The 20,519-nt window shown below is 65.5% G+C and carries 18 protein-coding genes; 9 read left to right on the top strand and 9 right to left on the bottom strand.

Translation table 11 applies throughout. The features are described 5' to 3' along the window. Positions 1 to 6: 6 nt before the first annotated feature. Positions 7 to 189 (bottom strand): Arc family DNA binding domain-containing protein, encoded by a 183-nt coding sequence (locus tag Pla108_RS05290; protein WP_146443719.1) that lies wholly within the window; start codon positions 187 to 189, stop codon positions 7 to 9. Between the two features lie 22 nt (positions 190 to 211). Beyond that, a complete protein-coding gene (locus Pla108_RS05285; RefSeq protein ID WP_146443717.1) occupies positions 212 to 1,162 on the bottom strand; it encodes an SPFH domain-containing protein in 951 nt (316 codons plus the stop codon). A gap of 314 nt (positions 1,163 to 1,476) precedes the next feature. On the opposite strand from Pla108_RS05285, the gene Pla108_RS05280 reads away from it, so the two are divergent. Then, the gene (locus tag Pla108_RS05280) at positions 1,477 to 2,073 is read left to right on the top strand and encodes an anthranilate synthase component II (protein WP_146443714.1); all 597 of its coding nucleotides are present in this window, start codon (positions 1,477 to 1,479) and stop codon (positions 2,071 to 2,073) included. Here Pla108_RS05280 and Pla108_RS05275 read toward each other — a convergent pair. Both Pla108_RS05275 and Pla108_RS05270 read right to left on the bottom strand, forming a co-directional pair. Then, the gene (locus Pla108_RS05275) at positions 2,070 to 2,696 is read right to left on the bottom strand and encodes a hypothetical protein (protein ID WP_146443712.1); all 627 of its coding nucleotides are present in this window, start codon (positions 2,694 to 2,696) and stop codon (positions 2,070 to 2,072) included. The genes Pla108_RS05280 and Pla108_RS05275 overlap by 4 nt on opposite strands. A gap of 198 nt (positions 2,697 to 2,894) precedes the next feature. Beyond that, positions 2,895 to 3,917, bottom strand: coding sequence for a YhdH/YhfP family quinone oxidoreductase (locus Pla108_RS05270; RefSeq protein WP_146443709.1), 1,023 nt, complete (start codon positions 3,915 to 3,917; stop codon positions 2,895 to 2,897). Positions 3,918 to 4,082: 165 nt separating this feature from the next. Between Pla108_RS05270 and Pla108_RS05265 the strand changes: the two genes are divergently transcribed. Next, complete coding sequence (locus tag Pla108_RS05265) at positions 4,083 to 4,400, top strand: BON domain-containing protein (RefSeq protein ID WP_146443707.1); 318 nt, start codon at positions 4,083 to 4,085, stop codon at positions 4,398 to 4,400. Positions 4,401 to 4,564: 164 nt separating this feature from the next. Here Pla108_RS05265 and Pla108_RS05260 read toward each other — a convergent pair whose 3' ends face one another. Then, positions 4,565 to 4,930 (bottom strand): 4a-hydroxytetrahydrobiopterin dehydratase, encoded by a 366-nt coding sequence (locus Pla108_RS05260; RefSeq protein WP_146443705.1) that lies wholly within the window; start codon positions 4,928 to 4,930, stop codon positions 4,565 to 4,567. Between the two features lie 340 nt (positions 4,931 to 5,270). On the opposite strand from Pla108_RS05260, the gene Pla108_RS05255 reads away from it, so the two are divergent. From Pla108_RS05255 to Pla108_RS05230, 6 genes are all read left to right on the top strand, one after another. Beyond that, a complete protein-coding gene (locus Pla108_RS05255) occupies positions 5,271 to 5,879 on the top strand; it encodes a helix-turn-helix transcriptional regulator (protein ID WP_146443703.1) in 609 nt (202 codons plus the stop codon). Positions 5,880 to 5,937: 58 nt separating this feature from the next. Next, positions 5,938 to 6,963, top strand: a complete 1,026-nt coding sequence (locus tag Pla108_RS05250; protein WP_146443701.1) for a PSP1 domain-containing protein — start codon at positions 5,938 to 5,940, stop codon at positions 6,961 to 6,963. A 97-nt stretch (positions 6,964 to 7,060) separates the two neighbouring features. Continuing rightward, positions 7,061 to 7,570, top strand: a complete 510-nt coding sequence (locus tag Pla108_RS05245) for a Minf_1886 family protein (protein WP_231934295.1) — start codon at positions 7,061 to 7,063, stop codon at positions 7,568 to 7,570. Positions 7,571 to 7,753: 183 nt separating this feature from the next. After that, positions 7,754 to 8,896 carry a terpene cyclase/mutase family protein gene (locus Pla108_RS05240; protein WP_197526259.1) on the top strand — a complete coding sequence of 381 codons (1,143 nt, stop codon included), beginning with the start codon at positions 7,754 to 7,756 and terminating at the stop codon, positions 8,894 to 8,896. Between the two features lie 164 nt (positions 8,897 to 9,060). Further along, a complete protein-coding gene (locus Pla108_RS05235) occupies positions 9,061 to 11,256 on the top strand; it encodes a DUF11 domain-containing protein (RefSeq protein WP_146443699.1) in 2,196 nt (731 codons plus the stop codon). Between the two features lie 206 nt (positions 11,257 to 11,462). Continuing rightward, positions 11,463 to 12,770 carry a TlpA family protein disulfide reductase gene (locus Pla108_RS05230; RefSeq protein WP_146443697.1) on the top strand — a complete coding sequence of 436 codons (1,308 nt, stop codon included), beginning with the start codon at positions 11,463 to 11,465 and terminating at the stop codon, positions 12,768 to 12,770. Here the strand turns inward: Pla108_RS05230 and Pla108_RS05225 are convergent. The 4 genes from Pla108_RS05225 to Pla108_RS05210 form a co-directional block, all read right to left on the bottom strand. Further along, entirely contained in the window at positions 12,757 to 13,884 is a 1,128-nt protein-coding gene (locus Pla108_RS05225; RefSeq protein WP_146443695.1) for a HupE/UreJ family protein, read from the bottom strand. The genes Pla108_RS05230 and Pla108_RS05225 overlap by 14 nt on opposite strands. Next, positions 13,881 to 15,074: a tetratricopeptide repeat protein gene (locus tag Pla108_RS05220; RefSeq protein WP_146443693.1), complete on the bottom strand. Its 1,194-nt coding sequence runs from the start codon at positions 15,072 to 15,074 to the stop codon at positions 13,881 to 13,883. Before Pla108_RS05220 ends, Pla108_RS05225 begins: the two co-directional genes overlap by 4 nt. 150 nt (positions 15,075 to 15,224) lie before the next feature. Next, the gene (locus Pla108_RS05215; protein WP_197526258.1) at positions 15,225 to 16,253 is read right to left on the bottom strand and encodes a DUF4331 family protein; all 1,029 of its coding nucleotides are present in this window, start codon (positions 16,251 to 16,253) and stop codon (positions 15,225 to 15,227) included. Between the two features lie 784 nt (positions 16,254 to 17,037). After that, the gene (locus Pla108_RS05210) at positions 17,038 to 18,432 is read right to left on the bottom strand and encodes a trypsin-like peptidase domain-containing protein (protein WP_231934354.1); all 1,395 of its coding nucleotides are present in this window, start codon (positions 18,430 to 18,432) and stop codon (positions 17,038 to 17,040) included. Positions 18,433 to 19,318: 886 nt separating this feature from the next. Between Pla108_RS05210 and Pla108_RS05205 the strand changes: the two genes are divergently transcribed. Further along, entirely contained in the window at positions 19,319 to 20,506 is a 1,188-nt protein-coding gene (locus tag Pla108_RS05205; RefSeq protein WP_146443687.1) for a DUF1570 domain-containing protein, read from the top strand. Positions 20,507 to 20,519 lie beyond the last annotated feature (13 nt).

Genomic DNA, 20,519 nt, shown 5'->3' with positions numbered 1-20,519 from the left:
GTGGGCCTAGCCGCTCGACGAGTCGTCCTTGGGTTGGTCGGTTTCCTTCAATCGCCCCGCTTCGCGGAGCGCCTGCCGCAGCACGTAGTCGAGCTGCCCGTTAACGCTACGCAATTCATCGTCCGCCCAACGGCGCAGCGCCGCAAGGACCTTGGGGTCGGTACGAAGCAGGAACGACTCTCGCGCCACAGCAGGCCTCGGGCTGGTTGGCTCAGTTATAGAGCGTGCCGGTATTGACGACCGGCTGGGTGTGCTTGTCGCTGCAGAGGACGACCAGCAGGTTCGAGACCATCGCCGCGCGGCGTTCGTCGTCGAGCTCGACAATCTTCTCCTCCGACAGCTGGTCGAGGGCCATCCGCACCATGCCGACGGCCCCCGCCACGATTTGGGTCCGCGCCGCGACGACGGCCTGCGCCTGCTGACGCTGCAGCATCGCGGCGGCGATCTCGGGGGCGTAGGCGAGGTGGCTGATGCGAGCCTCGATCACTTGGACGCCCGCCTTGCCGAGACGTTCCTGGATGTCTTTCTCCAGCTGGTCGCTCACCTCGGTGGTGCTGCCGCGGAGCGAGGTCTCGTGGTCCTCGCTGTCGTACTGATGCCGACTGGCGAGCCCGCGGAGCGCCGCCTCGCTCTGGACCGCGACATAGTGCTCGTAGTCGTCGACTTCGAAGAGCGCCTCGGCCGTGTCGATCACCTTCCACACCACGACGGCCGAAATCTCGACGGGGTTGCCGTCGCGGTCGTTGACCTTCGACGGCCGGCCGCCCGACTGCGACTTGTGCTGGACGATGTTGCCAGCGGCGTCCTTCTTCTCCGGCTGGTTGGTCGATCCGGTCTCGAAGTTCCGCACCCGGAGCGAGACCTTCTTGGTCGAGTAGAAGGGGTTCACCCAGTAGAAGCCTGACTCTTTGATCGTCCCCTGGTACTCGCCGAACAGCAGCAGCGCCCGTGAGTCGTTTGGCGCCACGGCCTTAAAGCCAATGGCCGTGATCACCGTCGCCACGAGCAATCCAAGCGCTACCGGGACGAAGAGCAGCGTGACCGGATCGCTATCGAGAGTGGCGACTCCGATGCAGATTGCGACGGCGAGGGGTGGCATCGCCAAGCAGCAGAGCAAGGGAAACCAACCCGACATCGGCTGGAGCGGCTTTTCGGTGACCATGAGCGGAGACTCCAAAATGGGGAAGAGATAGCAATGTGATATCACTTCGCTATCCCGCCCGCAATCTTGAGGTCCCCGCCCTATTTTCTTGGGAGTCGGCGGAAGGGGTGAACCTCGGGGGGGAGTGGGCTGGTCGTTTGGTGGTTCACTCCCGGCGCTGGCGCTTAGGGCTCTCGCCCGCGGTGCGGGAGCAACGCCAGAAATAAGAGCCCTAAGCGCCAGCGCCGGGAGTAAACCGAGACGCCACCCCCATCGCCCTCCCGCGCCGAGCCCTTTCGACTAAGCTGGGAGCCCACCCCCCGCGGAGCGATCGCATGCTGCTGGTCATCGACAACTACGACTCGTTCACGTTCAACCTCGTCCAGCGGTTCGGCGAGATCGACCCGTCGATCGATATCCGCGTGGTGCGGAACGACGAGCACACGATCGACGAGCTCGTGGCGATGGAGCCCGATCGGGTGGTCGTCTCGCCGGGCCCCTGTACGCCGACCGAGGCGGGCGTGTCGGTCGACGCGATCCACCGTTTCGGAGGACGGGTCCCCGTGCTCGGCGTCTGCCTCGGCCACCAGTCGATCGGACAGGCCCTGGGGGGCAAGGTCGTCCGCGCCGGCCGGCTCATGCACGGCAAGACCGACCAGATCTATCACGATGGGGGCGGGCTGCTGGAAGGTCTTGAGAACCCCTTCCAAGCGACACGGTATCACAGCCTGGTGATCCGCCCCGACACGCTCCCCGTAGCGCTACGCGTCACCGCGTGGACTGAGGACCCGTCCGCCGAGGGCGGCGTCGAGCGCGTGATCATGGCCGTCGAACACCGCGACTGGCCCCTCTACGGCGTGCAGTTCCACCCCGAGAGCTTCCTGACTTACCAAGGGACCGACCTGCTAAAGCGCTTCCTCGAAGCAAATTAGCGCGCTCGGGCACGCGGCGCCTGATTCTTGCCCGGGTAGAAGTGCGAGTAGTAGCCGAAGCCGGTCTGGTGCCCGGTGGCGATCATCCGTTCGGATCCCGCTGCCTCGAAGGCGGCTTGGGCCGAGATGGCCTGCACCCGCATGTTGAGTTGCTGCTGCTGGCGTTGGAGCGCTTGATTCGTCCGCTGCTGTTCGAGCGCGGGCCTGACGAGGACGTTGTAGTTGTCGACCGTCTGCTGACGACCGCCGGGGCCCTGGTTGAAGAGATTCAGATAGGGGCTGATCGTCGAGCTCGGGCTCATTCCGGAAAACGGCTTAATCGCACCGACGCCCGACGTCGCACTCGAGGGGGCGTAGCCCGACAGCGAGGAGTTCATCGTCGCGATCGGGGAGAATCCGGTTGAGGCGCCGTACGCCCGGGACTGGCGGAGAACCGAGCTGTTGATCGAGTCGATTGTCTGCATACTGCCGCCCGACTGGCTCTTCAGCTGCGTCATCGCCTCCTGGGACGCGGCGGCAGCGACCGCAGGGCTGATACTAGGGTTTTGCGCAGCGGCCGGCAGGGCGCTCATCAGCGTCAACGCAACGGCTAAGCCGACGGCGGAGCAGAGCGTTCGAGCCATTGTAAATCCCGATTCGAAGTTTCGATGGTTCAGCGCGTAGCGACACGCCATGGAGCCGACCCACGCCGCAAACTCGACGAGCGTCCTCTCTGAAGTATTCTACCCGCTCGGGGCATGCCGGCGGCCGGGCGACGGCGGAGCGCTTCGACGCGTCGTCCGACAAACCGAAACGACCCCCCCATTCGGTGCAACCCGTGATCAACACCCCTCCGAAGTTGGCTTGATGAGCGTGCGCCCCGCGACGCCCCCTCGCAGAATCCTCTCAACCCCCTCCTCGAGGCGGTCAAAAGTCAGCGTTGTGAGGAGATCGGCGGGCAATTCAATCCGCCAATCACCCATGAGACGCCTCCACACCTCGAGCCGCGGCCCGCGTGGACACTTCGCCGAATCGATCCCGGCGAGGGTCACCCCTCGCAGCAGAAAGGGATAAACCGACAGCGGCAACTCGGTCCCCGCCACAAGGCCACAGGCGGCAACGACCCCCCGGTAGCGCAGCGAGCGGATGAGGGTCGTCAACGGCGTCCCGCCGACGGTGTCGACCGCCGCGGCCCACCGTTCGGACAGCATCGGCGTCCCGGAATCGTCGGCGACCGCTTCGCGACCGACCACCTCCGTCGCCCCCAGGCTGCGCAGTTGCCCCGCTTGGTCCGGCTTGCCGGTGACGGCGGTCACGCGGTAGCCGAGTTTCGCTAGCAGCGCGACGGCGAACGTGCCGACGCCCCCCGTGGCGCCGGTGACGACCACGTCGCCTTCGTCGGGGCTGACGCGATCGGCAATCGCCATGACGCACTGGGCGGCGGTGAAGCCTGCCGTGCCGTAGGCCATGGCGTCGCGAGGTGTAAAGCCGTCGACGAGTCGGACCGGCCAGTCGGCCGGGACCCGCACTCGGCCCGAGTAGCCCCCCCAGCGCGCGGCGCCCAGGTCGTAGCCCGTGACAAGGACCGCGTCGCCCGGCCTAAAGTCGTCGGAGTCACTCGCGACGACGCAGCCCGCGCAGTCGATTCCAGGAACATGAGGAAGTTTCCTGACGACACCGCGGTGGCCGCGGCAAGCCAGGGCGTCTTTGTAGTTGAGCGAAGAGCATTCGACGTCGATTAGCACCGCGGGGCCCTCGACGGCGGGCAGGTCGTCGTTGGTTTGTCTTTCAACCCGACCGGCGCATTGGCCGTCGGGTCTTTCGCGGACTACCCAAGCCAAGAATGAATCGTCGGTGACCGGCATAAGGATTTCGTCGTCTAAGAGGATCAAGAACGTGGGTGCTATCAGCGATGTCGCCGCCACTAGAAGTTTCTGCGTCGATTCGACCTTTACGACGCTGTGGTCGATGGGTCATCGTAACGAATACGGGGTCTGTCTCCCGTCCGGCTTATCTACGGAGAGTTTCTCATGGTCGCTGAAAACGCGGAACGGGTAATCCATGCGGCTGTGCGACGACTTGGGCAAAGCTCGCACCTGTACTTGAGGCACATCGAGTGCCACGTCGAAGAGGACGCCCTGTGCCTCGAAGGCAAGGTCCCCAGTTTCTATTTGAAGCAGGCGGCCCAAAGCTTGTTGCAATCGCTCGAAGGGGTCGAACGGGTCGTTAATCGCCTCGAGGTTGTCAACGCCTACGGGGTAAGCCCCGCGCCGCAACACGTGACCGTCCAGAAAGCGATCGCAACTCCCAAGAGGCAGGCGAGCCCGCAGAAGCAAACCGCGGTCTAAGCCACGCGGCGTCACCATTTCGGTGGCGGAGAATTCGGTGGCGAAGCCTTCTCGTCGTGTCGGCGTGGCCGTTGTTCCCATCGGGCCACTGATCCACCTTTAGGACCACGTCCACCTTTAGGATCGTACTGCTGGGACCGTACTGCCGGGAACATGCCGCGCGCTCAATCCTCCTTGAGCTCGATCGGCAGCTGATCGATTTTCGCGGCGACGATGAAGTCATTCTCGGACAATCCGCCGATGGCGTGCGTCCAGAGCTCGACCGAGACGTTGCGATACCCCTCGATGTGTAGGTCGGGGTGATGCCCGTCGGCTTCGGCGACCTCGGCGCAGCGGTTGAAGAAGTCGATGCCGGCCATGAAGTTCTTGACGCGCCAGTCCTTGCGGATGCGCTGCCCGTCATGGGTGAGCCGCCAGCCGTCGAGCTGACCGAGTTGACCGTTTGCCTCGTCAAGCGAGCACGGCTCGACGCCCCCTTCGCAGGGGAGGCACTTCTTGTTGACGAGTTCGTCGCGCGTTTGAGTGGCCATGAGTGGGTCGTTCCTCTTGTAATTGGCGGAGCGGGCGGGTCCTTCGGTTAATCGTTACCTTCCGCCCGACGGTGACAACCGACATCCCGCCCGGGGAGCGCGGTTTCTAACTGCGAATTATTTTTTGTTTTCCGTCGAGCGGTAAGTGCCACCTGTCTGTCGCTGACATCAACCGGCTCGGCGTGTCGAAAACGACGTAAACCACAACGTCAAAACAATTTAGCCTCAGGAAACGCGACTGCAGCTAGTCGTCCCCCCCTCGGCGAGGAGACGTTGCGTGAATCCGCAGGTGAGCGATCATCCAGGGCCGATTCACCCCTTCCTCGCTCTGTGGTGATCAATGACTGAACTGGCTGCCATTAAACCTGTCGTCAACTCGCGCCCCGTCCGGGTCCTGGTGAGCCTCGACGCGTCGCTCGATCGTGAAGCTTACGCGGCGCGTGTCAACCTCGAGCCGGGATTCCATTCGGTGCACAGCGGCTCTCTCGCGGCCCCCCCGGACGTCCGCCTGGCGAGCCGCTGCGGCAGCGATTTTAGTGACCTCACGATCGCAACCGTTGCGCTGATTCACTCGAGCGCCGCAAAGCCGTGCGATTGTTGCCGAACGGTGTCGCGAGCAGCAGGCTGGACGGCCCTGACACGGGCTTTGCGGGAGGCGGCGGGCAAAGAACTGCAATCGAGCGGCGAGGACAATTCGGAGCTCTCGCAGCTGACACGGCGCGAGCTTGAAGTGCTCCGCCTGGTCGGCCTCGGCAAGACGGTGGGCCAGTGCGCCGAGTCGTTGGGGGTCTCTCCCAGCACAGTGGGGAACCACAAATACCGGCTCATGCGGAAGCTTGGCGTCTCGACCTCGTTGCAGCTGCTGCGGATCGCCGTCCGCAGCGGGATCGCCGACATCCATGGTCCGCAGGAGGTGGATCACCTGGGCGTCAGCCCGATCGGTCGTTAGGCTGGCAGGGTCGCCTCCGACGTTTTGGAGGGCTCTCCGCGATCGCCACCGCTCGTCCATGCCTAAGTACGTCGTCCGCTACGGCTCGATGCGCCACCTGGGGGTCTTCTCCAGCCGGGCCCGCGACGCCTACGCACGCGGCCATCGGGTGATCGCCCGGACCGGTCGCGGCCAAGAAGTCGGCGAGGTCCTCTGCGAGGCGACCGAACACGTCCTCGCGCAGATGGGCGAGGAGCCCCGGACAGGCCAGATCCTCCGCCTCGAGTCGGCCGAAGACGCCGTCGAAATGCGGCGCCTGCACAAGCAAGAGGTGAACGAGTTCGAGACGGTCCGCAGCCGCATCGCCGAGCTCAATCTCGACATGCAACTGGTGCAGGTCGAACGGCTCTACGGCGGCGAACGCGTCATCATCTACTACCTGTCCGAGCAACGGGTCGATTTCCGTGAGCTCGTGAAGGCGCTGGCCCGCGACCTGCAGACCCGCGTCGAGATGCGGCAGATCGGCGTCCGGGACGAGGCCAAGCTGCTGGCCGACTACGGCGATTGCGGCAAGCCGGTCTGCTGCAACACGCACCTGTCGGAGATGCCGCCCGTCTCGATGAAGATGGCGAAGCTGCAGCGGGCGACCCTCGACCCGACCAAGATCTCCGGCCGCTGCGGCCGCCTCAAGTGCTGTCTGCGATACGAGTACGACACCTACCAAGAGCTGCAACGCGAACTCCCGAAAGTCGGCTACGACGTGCTCACCCGCGACGGCAAGGCCCGCGTGCTATCGCAAGAGATCCTCACCGGCGAATTGCTGGTCGAGACCGAAGATCGCCGGCGGATCGTCATTCCGGCCTCAGACGTGCTAACCGTTGTCGGCAAGGCGGTCCGCCCCCCACGCCCCAGCGACGACACCGCCGAGGGCAAGCCGACGGAAGGCGACGCCGCGGCGAATCAGGGGAGGGGCCCACGATCGGGCAGTCGGCGGGGTTCGGGCCCGCCGCGTGATCGCTCGCCGGGCCCCCGCAAGAACGCCCCCGATGATTCATCCGATCCCTCCCCACCCGAATCGCCTCCCGACGCCGGCGAGAAAGGGTGAACCTTTTCGTGGGGGGTTGTCCCCACAATCGCGTGGGGCGGATACACTCAAGGCGGGGCTCACCGCGTCCTGTGCCCCCCGCCTCCCTCCCCGCCCGATGCCTCTCAGCCCCGAGCGTCACGTGTCGGTCATGCTCGATCCGAAGCACCCTCTCGCCGAACTGCTTCGCCGTGATAAGCGATACCACTTCGACGCCTACGTCTTTGTCTTTGACGCGCTCCGCTACGGCCAAGAGGAACTCGGCCTCGGCGACTCGGACGAAGACTCAGAGCTCGACTCGGAGTTCGACGATTCCGAGCTGGAAGGCGACGAGGTCGATGAGGCGGAGGACGACGAGGAACGCCACGTCACCGGCCCCGAGCTCTGTCGGGCGATCCAGCACTACGCGATCCATCAGTACGGCATGCTGGCGCAGAGCGTCCTGGGGCACTGGGGCATCCACAACACCGGCGACTTCGGCGAGATCGTCTTTAATCTGATCGGCATCGGTCAGATGCGTAAGACCGACAGCGACCGCCGCGAAGACTTCGACGACGTCTACAACTTCGTCGAGGCTTTTGGCCAAGCGGAAGTCTTCTCGATCGACAATGTCGATGACGACGAATGAACGCCCCAGACGGCGAGGTGAACTCCGTGGCTCCGAGCCCCGTACCTGCGGTTCCCGCGACGTCCCTTGGGTGGCAGGTCCCCCTGGCGGCGACGGCGCTCGGTTGCTGGATGGCGTTCTTGGTTTGGCTCTCATTTTTTAATTCACCGCTGTAATTCACCGTAGTGAGAAGGGGTTTCTCTCATGCGTCTTCAATCTGTGTTTGTGCTGACCGCTTTGCTCGCGACCCTCACCAACTCGGCGGGCGCGCAAGAGTCGGCTACCGCGTCGACCGCCGCCGCATCGACCTCGGCTAAGCCCAGCGCCGGCGTTCTCGTTGATCGCGCGGTGGGCTACCTCGAGACGACGCGTGACGAGAAAGGCGCCTTCAGCCCCCGGCTAGGGCCGGCGGTGACGGGGCTTGTCGCGACCGGGCTGCTCCGCAACGGCCGCAGCATCAGCGACCCCCTGGTAGCCGACGCCGTCGCGTACGTCGCCGGCTTCGCCCAGCCGGACGGCGGGATCTATACGCCCGACTCGATGTACCGCAACTACGAGACCTGCATCGCCATGCAGTGCCTCAAGGAAGCGGCCGAAGCGCCGGGCGCTAAGAAGGACTACGCCGACGAGCTCGCCGCCGCCGAGCGCTACCTCAAAGGGATCCAGTGGGACGAGGAAGAGGGCCATGGCGTATCGAGCACCAGCTACGGCGGCGCCGGCTACGGCAACCATAACCGGCCCGACCTGTCGAACACCTCGTTCTTGATCGACGCCTTGCACGCGCTGGGCCGTGGCGAGGACGACCCCGCGATGCAGAAGGCCCTGGCCTTTGTGAGCCGCACGCAGAACCTCGAGACCGAGCACAACACGACCGAGTTCGCCGCCAAGGTGAACGACGGCGGCTTCTACTACACGCCGGCCGCGGGCGGCTCGAGCCAGGCGGGCGAGACCGACAACGGCGGCCTGCGGAGCTACGCCTCGATGACCTACGCCGGCCTGAAGAGCATGATCTACGCCGGCGTCGGCCCCGACGACCGCCGCGTCAAAGCCGCCTACGATTGGGTCAAGAATCACTACTCGCTCGACGAGAATCCCGGCATGGGGACCTCGGGCCTCTATTACTACTACCACACGTTCGCCAAGGCGCTCGACGCGATCGGCGAGCCGACGATCACCGACTCCGACGGGACGTCGCACGACTGGCGCGGCGAGCTGGTCGCCAAGCTCGCCGCCGAGCAACAGCCGACCGGCGCCTGGGTCAACTCGAACGACCGCTGGCTCGAGTCCGACCCCAACCTGGCGACCGCGTATGCGTTGCTAGCGTTGTCGTACTGCGACGCGGATTGACGCCGTCACAGGGGTGGGCGCTAGAGTTCGCCGCCGATAGCCGGCGGCCCCTACCGCTCTTTGCCCCTCGCGGGGGTTCTGCTAGTTACCGCCCTGGAACCGCTGCGCCGCTCCGGCGTGGTGGGTGTTCCGCTAGACCGGTAACCCCCGCGTGAGCGTCGTCGATGGATCGCCAACGCCTCTTTGTCCGACTCGTTGTCCTGGCGGCCTGCGCCGCCCCGGCCGTCGTCTGTGGCGACGACGCCCCGCCGACGCCGTGGTCGGGGACCAAGACCGAATCGACCCTCAACGTCGCCGATTGGGCGACAGCCAAGCTGGCCCCGCCCGCCAAGGCGATCGCCCCACCGGCGCAAGCCGAGCCGTCGCCGTTCGATCCGACGGCTTTTGACGCGCCGACGGTCACCCCCGCCGGCGGCCGCTACGGCGCCGCCCCGGCCCCCGTCGCCACCAACTCGATCCGGCAGAACCCGTCGTCGGCCGCAACGTTGCCGTCGAGCAATCCGCTCCGCGGCGCTCCAGCCGGACCCGAGTTGAAAGCGACCGAGAAAGCGGCGCCCGAGCAGGTGATCCGCGTCGGCGCCACCAGCGACGCGAGCGACTTGGCTGCCCCGCCGCTCGGCGACGACCCGTTCGCGGCCCTGCCCCCCACGCCGCGCACGAATCCGACGACCCAATCGGCAGCCCAACCTTCCGACCGCATCGCGATCGGCGCGACGCCGGTCGCGCCCGCGCCGCTCGCGTCGCCGGCCGACGCCGAGGCAATCACCATCGCTCGCGAGGAGTTCGCCGAGCTGACGCCGGTCGAGCGGACGCCCGCGGCGACACGGCCGACGGAGCGGACCGCTCCCCCCGTTCAGAACGGCGTTGAACCGGTCGCCCCGCGGGTCGCTTCGGCGGCGCCGGTCGCCGAGCCCCACGCCTTTGCCGGCGCCTTCGGCGCGTCGCCAACGCCCCCCACCGAAGGGAACGGCCGCCCCGGCCCCGAGACACTCGAAGGCCCGCAAGAGGCGTCGCTCGTCGTCGAGAAACGCGGGCCGCGCGAGGCGCAGATCGGCAAGCCGTGCCGCTTCGTCGTGAAGGTCCGCAACACCGGCAGCGGCCCCGCCGAGAACGTGGTGCTCAGCGACCAGACCCCCGCCGGCGCGCGGCTGCTCAAGACCAACCCGGCCGCCGACCAGCACCAAGGCCGCCTCGTCTGGCGCCTCGGGACGGTCGCCGCCGGCGAAGACCGGACCGTCGAGATGGAGTTCGAGCCGCTCCGCGAGGGCCCCCTCGGCAGCGTCGCCACGGTGACGATGGACGCCTCGGCCAGCGCCGCGACGGTCGCCACGCGTCCGCAGCTAACCATGCGGATCGCCGCCGCCGAGAACGTGCTGCTGGGCGACGAGCAGACCATTTCGATCGAACTACACAACCCGGGCACCGGCGTCGCGACGGGCGTGTTGCTCGTCGAGGACGTGCCGCCCCAGCTCCGCCACGCCGCCGGCGCGGCGCTGGAGTACGAGGTCGGCTCGCTCGAGCCGGGCGAGACCCGTCGCATTGATCTGCACATGACCGCCGCTCAGGCGGGCCACGTGGTGAACGCGGTGGCCGCGATCGCCGATGGCGATCTGCGCGCCGAGAAGAGCGTTGAGTTCGACGTGGTCGCCCCGTCGCTGTCGGTGTCGATCGACGGCCCGTCGCGGCGTTATCTCGAGCGGCCCGCTAGCTACACGATCGGCGTCGACAACCCGGGCACCGCCCCCGCCAAGGACGTGCGGCTCGTCACGCACCTGCCGCGCGGCATGGAGTTTGTCCGCGCCAACAACCTGGGCGAGTACGACGCCACCACGCACAGCGTCTACTGGAGCCTCGCCGAATTGCCCGAGGGCGAGCGCGGCGAGGTCGAGGTGGTCGCGATGCCGGTCACCGCCGGCGAACACGTCCTCAAGGTCCAGAGCGAAGCGCGCGACGGGCTCGAGGCCGAGCACTCGCAGAACATCCGCGTCGAGGGCGTGGCGTCGCTTTCCTTCGAGGTCCGCGACCTCAACGACCCGATCGAAATCGGCGGCGAGAACATCTACGAGATCCGCGTCCTCAACGAGGGGACCCAAGCCGCCACCGGCGTGCGGGTCCGCGTCGAGGCGCCGAGCGGCCTGCGGGTCGTCGGCGCCGATGGAGACGCCGCCCACCGCGTCGAAGCGACCCGGGCCGAATTCGCCCCGCTGCCGCGTCTCGAGCCGGGCCAGAAGGCGGCGTTCCGCGTCCGCGTCACCGGCGCCGAGCCGGGCGACCAGCGTGTGACGGTGCTCGTCGAATCAAACGAGATAACGCGGCCCATCCGCCGCGAAGAAAGCACCCGCGTCTTCGGCGACGAGTGAGATCGATTGCGGAATTCGGAATTCGGAATTCGGATTGAAGCTCCGCCGACCCCTGCGCGAACGGCGAGCCGGCGACGCAAGTCGTCGGAGTGAACTTTCGCAAGATTCTTAGACCAATCCCCCTCCGCCGAACCTCCTTGGCGGTAGCTTGGCGTTCTTGTCGCCAGCTGGGCGTTGCCGAAATCGGGGCGGTTGGAGATCCATCGATGCGAACCTCGTTAACCGTCGCCGTCCTCCTCGTGGCGTGCACCGCGGGTCTGATCTGGGCGGTCCAAAGTGCTCGCAACCCGGACTTAACGTCTGCCGAGCAAGAGCTCGTCGCGTTGATGACGGACTACTACGCGGCCTTAGAGCCGTACTGGCATGCGACAAGCGAGTTGAAATCGCGGGAAGACTACGACCGAGCCATCGCCGACAGTACGCTCGTCGATCCGAGCGCCGAGTACATCCCGCGGCTGCTCGATTTCGAGGCCGATCACCGCGGCGACGACGTCGGCCTCTTGGCGTTGTGGCACGTCTTCAAGGAGGCGGGCCGCGGCGGAGGGGACGACGCTCCTGAAGTCGTCGGGCGACGTGAGGCGCTGTCACGGCTGCCCTTCTATGCAAAAAGCAACTTGCTGTCGATCGCCGGTAAAGTGACGTTCTACGGCAACTACGAGCCCGCCGCCCACGACGCAATCTCTTCGCTCGTCGCTTCAGAAACGGTTCCAAAGGCGACGCGGGACGCTCTCCGGTTCTACCTCGCCAATGACGACCTCGAACTGGAGGACGCCCGGGTCCGATCGGTGCAACGCGTCGAGGCTTTGCGCAGCGGCGCCAAGCCCTACCGGCCAGGCGAACTCGATCTTCACGTGGAATGGCTGGCAAAATCTCCGTCCGAAGCCGAGATGGCGGCGCGCCGCGACGCCGCAGTGGCGACGCTCGAACAGCTCGTCGCCGACGAGGCGTCACCCTTGATCCCAGGAACCAAAGGGGTCGATGATCGCTGGTACGTCATCCGCATCATCGACGACCCTCATCCCCAGCGATTCGCCGACCAGGCCGCCGCGCTCCTCTTCAGGGAACGCCATCTCAAAGTCGGCGTGGTCGCTCCCGATCTGGAAGTCTCCCTGCTCGACGGCGAGCCGTGGCGGATGGCCGACCAACGTGGCAAGGCAGTCGTCGTGCAGTTTTCTTTCACCGGCTGCGGCCCCTGTGCGCGGATGTACCCCGACCTGGCCGACCTCACCACCGAATACGGCGACCGTCTCGAAATCCTCACGCTGATGCGTGATGCGACGCCCGACAGCGCGCTCGAAGGCGTCGCCGACGGGAAGCTGACCTGGAGCGTCGCACTCGACGGCGATCCGGGCCGCGTCGCGAGGGAGTGGTCGGTCGATGGCTTCCCCGAGGTGTATGTCATCGACCAAGTAGGCAAGATCGCCGCAATCGGGCTGCCCGGCGAAGCGCTGCGTGACGAAGTCGCCCGCTTGCTCAACGCCGCCGACGGATCAGCGGACGTCAGAAGCCGATGATCTCGGCGTTGAACGCGCGCTCGTAGAACCAGATCGCCGCGATCACCGCCACCAGCACCGAGCCGCCGCGCAGCACCACCCAGCGGTAGAACCACGTGCCGCGCGTCAGGTAGGCCAGCGGCAGGAAGACGAGCACGATCGCCATCTGGCCGAGTTCGACGCCGACGTTGAACCCCAGCAGCGCCACCGCGAGCGACGCCTGGCTGAGCCCCAGGTCGATCAGCACGTTGGCGAAACCGAAGCCGTGCACCAGGCCGAACAGGAACGCGATCGCCCAATTCGAGATCCGCAGCACCGGGTACAGGTTGTGCAGCGCCGTGACGACAATCGACAGCGCGATCGTCGACTCGATCAATTGGCTGGGCGGCGTCGCGTACTCCATCACCGCGAGCCAGAGCGTGATCGAGTGGGCCAGCGTGAAGACCGACACGATCTTCAGCACGCCCCAGCAAGCCGGGCGGAAGTTTTGGACGGGTTCCCATCGCCCTTCCTGGCGGAACAAAACCGCCGGCAAAAGTAGCGCTAGCAGAAACAAGATGTGGTCGAAGCCGATCCAGATATGCCAGACCCCTTCGCGCACGTACTGGGCGAACGCGTTCCAGAGCGTCCCCTGCCCCGCGCCGAGCTCGACCTCCGGCTCTTCGCGGCTCAACACGTGCGTCGTGGTCGACCCGTCGGCGGTGTAAAGAACCAACCCGCGGTGGGTCGGGTCGACGTCGAACAGCAGTTGGTACGCGATGTCGAGCTTCGCCTCGCCCGGGTCGGCGCCCTCGAGCAACAGGACCGCGTAGCCGCCGTCGCTGTGCCGATTGGCCATCATGCCCGATAGACGCAGTTCGTACGGTTCGCCGTCGGCGGTGAGCTGCAGATGGCTGAGCGCGTGGCCGGCGATCGCCGCCTGCTGCGCCTTCACTTCGCCCCAGGTGATCTTGCCGTCTTGGTCGGCGTCGAGGCCGACCAGCAGTTCGAGATCGCTGAGCGCGATGTCCCACTCGACGAGTAGCGGGCCTTCTTCGCGTTCGATCCGCAGATAGCTGTCGCTCGGCTTGTGGGCGTAAGCGGCTGAGGCGATCAAGCCAAAGAGCAACAGCGGCAGGGCGCGGGGGAGCTTCACGGCTTCGCCTCCAGCTGCTCGACCAATTGCTCGACGAGTCGCTGCAGCGCCACGTCCTGCGTGCCCGCCTCCTTGAGGAAGCCGATCGCCTCCGCCGCCGCGACGGGCTGCTGCGCCGCGAGCGCGGCTTCGAGCACGTTGCGGGTGTCGCGGGCTTCCTTCTGGCGGTCCCAGTTGGCGAGCGCCAGCTCGAGCGCCCGTTGGGGGTTGTCCTCGAGCTCCAGCGCAAAGCGCGCCTCGAACCGGCCGTGCGGCAGGTCGCCCCGCAGCCGGGTTTCGCGGAAGCGGTCGGCCAGTTCGCGGCGTAACTCGGCGGCCCGTGCGGTGTCGCCGGTCTGGCGGGCGGCGATCGCCGCGGCGAGCAAGTAGCCGTTATCGCTCAAATCGTCGCCAAGCATCGCCGCGACTTCGTCGGCCCGGTCGCGATCGAGCAGGAAATCGGCGTAGGCCCGCTTGAGGAACCCGTCGTTGGTGTCGAGGGCGAGCCCTTCACGGTAAGCCCGCTCCGCCACGTCGTCGCGGCCCAGCGCGCGGGCGGTCTCGGCTTGTTGCGTTAAGAGCCACGGCGCAACGGCCGGCAGTTTCTCTTTGGTGATCGGCAAGGCTTGCTCGATGAGCCCGGCGGCCTCTTCGGCGCCCCCCGTCACCGCCAAGAGCGGCACGCGGCAGAACACCCTCGCGACCCCTTCGGCGAACTCACTCAGTTGGTCGCACGCCACCCACGCCGCGTCGTAGTCGCCCTGCACGCGGTGGAGGTTGACCGCTTCGATCCACGCTTGCGAATCGCGGGGGCGGCTCTGCAGCAACGTCTCGATGTCTTCGAGCGCCGCCGCGTACTCGTGATCGGTCTCCTTGAGCTTCGCGCGGACGCGGAGAATCTCCGCCGGCGGCGCCGACTCGTCCCACCACGGCTCGATCGCCGCGCGGGCGTAGCCGTAGTAGCGGGGCCCGCCCCCCTGCTTGCCAAGCTGGACGTACGCGTTCGCGACTTGGGCGGCGAGGTCGGCGTCCTCGGGCTCTTTCAAGAGGCGTCGGCGAAGGTCGGCGACCTCGCTCTGCCCCGCCAAGACCGCGACCGGAAGCGTCTGGAGGACCTCGTCGTCCTCCGGCAAATAGGGGTCGCCCGCCATCGCGACGCCCGCTGCGAACGTGACCAAGACCGTCGCGGTGATTCGTGATCGACTCGACATCGGCTTGAGGCGTTATCCCGTGTTGAACGCGAGCGAGCGAAAAGTCGGCAAGGACAGCGTCGTAAGAAAAGAGAGCCCGACCGCCGTTCGGCCGGGCTCTCCACGCTCCCTCAATGATCGGCCCTCACTTCGTGACCGGCGTCACCCTGCTCAGGCGCGACGGCGTCCCGTGGCGAGGCCCGACACGGCGATCAGGGCGATCGCGATGGTCGTCGGCTCGGGGATATTCGCCGCTGCCAGGTAGGGGAACGAACCGAGGAAAGCCTTGTCGTTGGCGTCGACCCCGTCGCCGATCGGTGTCGACGAGGCGGTCAGCAGCGTCAGCTCGGCGTCGATCACGTCGTCGGCCAACTGGCGTCCGTTGAGGAAGCCCGCGGCGCTAGACGTGTCGAACGTCAGCACGTCCGGCAGCAGCACCGGCGTCAACGCGTCGGCGTTCGACTGGGTGCTCAGTCCGGCGATCGCCGAGTTCACGTCGGTCCCGAAGGCCGAGAAGTCGTTGGCGGGCGACGCCTCGTTGAACTCTTGCTTGCGGGCCGACGGGATCAGCACGGTGTTGATCGCGGGGCGCCCGACGCGGTCGACTTGGCTGCCACCTTGGGTGGTGGTCGCCCAGATGCCGAGGTTCGGACCGCCGAGCAGCGAGCTGGGGAGTTCGAGTATGATCGCCGACGTATCGAGGCCCGCGAAGAAATCGTCGCCGGTGAAGTTCAAGCCGTCGTTGAAGCCGTTCAGATCGAAGAAGAACGGGTCGTCGTAGACGCCCGCTTGCACCATCCCGCCGCCGGTGGTCGGGGCGGTGGCGCCGGTCGAGCCCGCCGCGATCACGCCGCCGGGTCCCATGAGCGTCAGCGCCTGAACGCCCGCTACCGGAGCGCCGAAGGTCGCGTCGTAGCTAATGTCGGCGACGGCGTCGCCCGTGTTGTCGATCTTAAACGAGTACGTGACGTCGGTCCCGAAGGTCCGCGGGCTGAGCACGCCGGCGCCCGGGTTCACCGTCAGGATGAGGACGGTGTTGGCGGGATTCGTCGGCGACTGAAAGGCGTACAGGTCGTTAACGTCGACCTGCCCGTTGCCCATCAGGTTGGGGGCGTCGAGGTGGTCCGACGCGTGGGCCGTCGTCGCGACGACGGCGCCAACCGCCAGTGCTAGCGGAGCGGAGAATCGAAAGAGGTGCATGGTTCTGGGTTCGCTAGGGGAGAGGACGTGCGGGAACATCGAGGTTGCAGGCAAACTGCAAATGACGGGCCGCGAGTCGTTTGCCATCGGCGGTAACGCGCAAGAAGAGCGCCAGACGAAAACGCCCCGACAAGTCTGCCAGTGACTTTGCCTGCGGCGACTTCGCCCGGAGTCATTCCCAGTCGTTACGGCCGAGGCGGAGGGCCGGATTGGCTTTTTTCGAAAAGGCGGACCGAGAGCAGCCGAAAGCGATCGCCAGCACTTTGGCGAAGGAGCGTCCCAGCACAATCTTGGGGGGCTGAGAAGGGCGAGTCCCAGCCGGTACTCGAACGCAGCATGAACGCCTCTCACCCCAGGAACACCAAAAGTGCGGCGGCGGGACAACAAATGCCGACGACGACGCGCAGCCCCTCCGGCGCGGCAGCCCCATCCCTATGCCTTGGCGGTCGGCAAACCGGCAATCGACTGCCTGTCGAGACGGGCGCCTATCGAGACGGGCTCACGTGCAAGACCGTGCGTCGTTCCACGCCGAGGCAGGTCGAGCTCGGATGAATCTCGCTGAGGTGATGTCCACCGATCCCAGATGCGAAGCGGACGGCTGGCCCCTTGTGCCGTCTTCCGAAACTGCAGAGGTGCCCCTGTTTGCAAGGAGGCCTCTGCGAGCTACCTGCTGGCGCAACTCCGAACGGGTGGTCCAGCTTCGGCAACTTACTCACGGACTAAATCTGGAGCGGTGAATCGACCTCGGCAACGTCGTCCGCAGTTTCAACGACGAAGTTGTCCTCTACCTTGGCGAATCCACGAGCAGATCCCTGATTTGGGCCGCGGGAATCACCAATGCCCCGTAGACGGTTGAATGTACCGCGATTCCAATCGCCTCGCAGTCAAGATTTACCACAGGTCCACCGAACGACTTGTCGGGCAGACGCATGTCGACTTCAAAACTTTCGCACGTTCTCCCGCTCATGGGGGCCAACTCTGGAGTGCTAACAATACCGACATTCAAACGAATCTGGTTGCTGCTATTGGTGAAAAGTGGAGCCGCGACAAATGCACCAACCGTCGCATTTCTGCTACTCGTTCCCCAGCTAGCGGCAGTCGTACTCTCTAAGGGAATCTTGAGCACAGCCAATTTGAACTGATCGTCTCGACGGACGATATCGCAATCGAAAGTCTCACCGCTAGACAATTGACAACGCGGGCTATCTGGCAATGTCCCGTTCACAGTCACGACCTTTCCGTCTGAGGAGCAGATAGTGCCGAGCGAAACTTGCTGTCCACTTGAATCCAGAACACGAACGACCCAACCATTCGCATCATTCGACGCCAAACTGAACGCTTTCTCGAGGCTCCCTCCTTGCATCCAATTCACACTGGGAAGAATCCGATCGACTTTTTGCAAAAGTCTACTTTGGCGCGAAGTGTCCCCTTTTAGTGGCAGCACTTTGCCAGCAAGCATTTGGTTCCACTGCGAGAGGATGTGCCGAGCAGGAATCGCCGAAGACAGGATTGGCGACCCGCTTTTGCGTTGAGCCCACTCGTAATTCGACATGCCATAATTTCGTTCGTCGGCAACTAGAGCTGATGGGATTCCCACGATTTCACCATCAAGGTCTATGAAAGGCCCACCCGAATCGCCACCAGTTACATTGCAGTCGCTTACGAAGAACTCTGCCTCACTAACCACAACGCGCCCGACTCGGATTACAGGCGGTCGGTTTCGTTGCATGCCCGCAGGGTGACCGACCTTCAACACCCAATCGCCAAGATGCAGCTGTGAGTCTGCTGAAATCCGCAGAAACGGGTAGGGGCCGCCATCCACCAGTTTGAGCAATGAGATATCCGTGGTCTGGTCTGCTCCAAGTAGTCTGGCCTTGCATTCTCTTCCATCGGCCAAAACCACGGTGGTCGTTTCTCCTGGTTTAAGGTGCTCAATCGGTGCGACACCATCCCAGGGAAGGCGATGGGATACGTGGAATGACGAAACAATCAGTCCGTCCGAAGAAACTAGCGCGCCGGATGCATGCCCCGACGAGTTGGGCTGTTGTATAGCTACGACTGCTGGTATAGAGGCGTCCGCGACCTTTTGAAATTGTGATTCTAGCGACCGGAGGTCCTCAATGTTCCTAGGAGAGGGAGTGAAGATCAAACTCCGTGGCAGCAACGACCCTGACCACATTGCTGTTAGTGCAAGTAACACAAAGAGGAGCAGCGCGATCCTCGAAAGCTTCAATTGCATTCCGGGCGTCCATTGACAAGACAGAGAACGAAGTGCGTGACGTCGGCCATGCGGATGATTATAGCCGATGCCAAGGAGTGTCCCATTGATCCTTGCACGGCTAATGAGCCTTGTTCGATCACCCGAATCTCGGCAATTCCAGTACACAGCTAGCGTCGCTGGGATTCATTGAAGGCACAAGCGTCAAAAAATCAGCAACGCGAGGCTAGCTCCTGCAGAGGTCGCTCGCACGCCGGCATTTACGAGGAGGGGCTAGTGCTGGCGGTTGCATCGCCCGCGGCGCTGAAGAGCAAGGACAAATCTGCTGAGGTCGTGACGACCTCTGAGGATAGTCGGCACCCCGGACGGAGAGCGTGGACCACTCATCGGAGGTCCCTAGGCCGCGTCGGTGCGGCTCACCTCGGTCCGTTCCGGAACTGCCGACGTTGCTTCGGCATGTATTCTTCTTTGCAGAATGGCGGCCAACGCGAACCGGCGCCGGTCGTTCGCGACGCTTTTTTAGCCGCGTCGTAGTGGCGACGCGGCAGCGGACTCGATCCGTTCCAGGGACTTCACGCCCTCGCTACAATCTTGTCAGCACGGACGCCGGACTCGACGGCGAGCTCGCTCGGCGCCACTCCCGGCGCCGTCGCTGAGGGCTCCACCCCCGGGGTGTGATTCGTTGCGGTCGTTGACGTTCAAGGCACGTTTTGGCCACCTGCGCGAACCCGAATTGTTGGAAGGCCCCCGCCCTCCTGGGAGCGGGACGGCATCCAATAAATCGGCCAATTCGAGGGGGCGCCAAGCCGCTGTCGGCCCGGCGGCCGGGTTGGTCTACCATAGAGGGATGACCGCCCGACGCCTGCCGCTCGCCGCTCTGCTCCTCCTCCTCATTTTCCCGCCAGCTCTGGCGGGGGCGATGGAGACCCTCACCTACCGCTACCGGCCCTACCCCGACGCCGACTACCACGAGCAGACCGCCACCGGCCGCGTGGTGGTCGAGGACTCGTCCGGAAACAAGTTCTTCGAAAGCGTCGACGGCGCCCGGCGGCTGATCGCCGCGGACGACGTGCTGAGCGAGTCGAGCGACGACACGCCGTTCGCCCCCGCCGAGCCCGACGCGCTCGGCCAGCGCCTGCTGGACGACCTGCCGGACGGGTTCCGGCTGCACACGACCAAGCACTACGTCGTCGCCTACGACACCAGCCGCGAGTACGCCGAGTGGGCCAGCTCGCTGCTCGAGGGCCTGCAAAAGGCGTTGGTGCGGTACTGGGACCGAGCCGGGATCGAGCTCGAAGGGCCGGCGTTCCCCCTACCCATCGTCATCCACCGCACGGCGGCCGCCTACAACGCCGCCAGCCGCGCCGAGGGGGTGCCGACCGGCGCTGTTGGCTACTACCACATGGCGACTAACCGGGTGCGGATGTACGACATCACTGGCGCCGACGAGCTGCGCGCGGCTGGCGTTGGGATGCGACGTGGGTCGCGGCGCGAGATCACCCGGATGCTCGGCCTCCCCGCGGCGGAGCCGCTGGTGGCGACTATCGTCCACGAGGCGACCCACCAGGTCTGTTTCAACACCGGCCTGATGGAGCGCTACGCCGACTTGCCAATCTGGCTGGTTGAGGGAATGGCCGCCTACTTCGAGGCGCCCGGCGCCGGGTCGAGCCGCGGCTGGAGCGGCATCGGCCGCGTCAACGACCGCCGTCTACAGACCTTCCGGCGCCACCTGCCCGAGTGGAACGGATCGTCACTCACGAGCCTGCTGGCGTCGGACGACCGCTTGCGCGACTCACGCACCGCTGGCGTTGCGTACGCCGACGCCTGGGCGCTCAACTACTACCTGATCAAGAAGCACGGCGACGCGTACGTCGCGTTCGTCAAGGCGTTAAGCGAACGGGGCCCGCTCGACGGCCCGCCGGCTGATGAGCCGAAGGCCGATGAGGCCCGCCGGCGCCTCAAGACCTTTAGCGATCACTTTGGCGCCCCCGCCGACTTCGAGCAGGATTTTCTGCGGACGATGTCGCGGATGTAGGGGGGGCTTTTCC

Origin of the sequence: Botrimarina colliarenosi, from assembly GCF_007859955.1 — a bacterium.
Classification (GTDB): Bacteria; Planctomycetota; Planctomycetia; order Pirellulales; family Lacipirellulaceae; genus Botrimarina; species Botrimarina colliarenosi.
The sequence above is the reverse complement of the archived record's forward strand: the minus strand, read 5'-3'. Positions and strand labels throughout refer to the sequence as shown.

Coding starts and splice junctions, on each gene's coding strand:
- Pla108_RS05285 (WP_146443717.1), bottom strand. CDS start 1,162: ATGGTCACCGAAAAGCCGCTCCAGCCGATGTCGGGTTGGTTTCCCTTG.
- Pla108_RS05280 (WP_146443714.1), top strand. CDS start 1,477: ATGCTGCTGGTCATCGACAACTACGACTCGTTCACGTTCAACCTCGTC.
- Pla108_RS05275 (WP_146443712.1), bottom strand. CDS start 2,696: ATGGCTCGAACGCTCTGCTCCGCCGTCGGCTTAGCCGTTGCGTTGACG.
- Pla108_RS05270 (WP_146443709.1), bottom strand. CDS start 3,917: ATGCCGGTCACCGACGATTCATTCTTGGCTTGGGTAGTCCGCGAAAGA.
- Pla108_RS05265 (WP_146443707.1), top strand. CDS start 4,083: ATGGTCGCTGAAAACGCGGAACGGGTAATCCATGCGGCTGTGCGACGA.
- Pla108_RS05260 (WP_146443705.1), bottom strand. CDS start 4,930: ATGGCCACTCAAACGCGCGACGAACTCGTCAACAAGAAGTGCCTCCCC.
- Pla108_RS05255 (WP_146443703.1), top strand. CDS start 5,271: ATGACTGAACTGGCTGCCATTAAACCTGTCGTCAACTCGCGCCCCGTC.
- Pla108_RS05250 (WP_146443701.1), top strand. CDS start 5,938: ATGCCTAAGTACGTCGTCCGCTACGGCTCGATGCGCCACCTGGGGGTC.
- Pla108_RS05245 (WP_231934295.1), top strand. CDS start 7,061: ATGCCTCTCAGCCCCGAGCGTCACGTGTCGGTCATGCTCGATCCGAAG.
- Pla108_RS05240 (WP_197526259.1), top strand. CDS start 7,754: ATGCGTCTTCAATCTGTGTTTGTGCTGACCGCTTTGCTCGCGACCCTC.
- Pla108_RS05235 (WP_146443699.1), top strand. CDS start 9,061: ATGGATCGCCAACGCCTCTTTGTCCGACTCGTTGTCCTGGCGGCCTGC.
- Pla108_RS05230 (WP_146443697.1), top strand. CDS start 11,463: ATGCGAACCTCGTTAACCGTCGCCGTCCTCCTCGTGGCGTGCACCGCG.
- Pla108_RS05220 (WP_146443693.1), bottom strand. CDS start 15,074: ATGTCGAGTCGATCACGAATCACCGCGACGGTCTTGGTCACGTTCGCA.
- Pla108_RS05215 (WP_197526258.1), bottom strand. CDS start 16,253: ATGCACCTCTTTCGATTCTCCGCTCCGCTAGCACTGGCGGTTGGCGCC.
- Pla108_RS05210 (WP_231934354.1), bottom strand. CDS start 18,432: ATGTGGTCAGGGTCGTTGCTGCCACGGAGTTTGATCTTCACTCCCTCT.
- Pla108_RS05205 (WP_146443687.1), top strand. CDS start 19,319: ATGACCGCCCGACGCCTGCCGCTCGCCGCTCTGCTCCTCCTCCTCATT.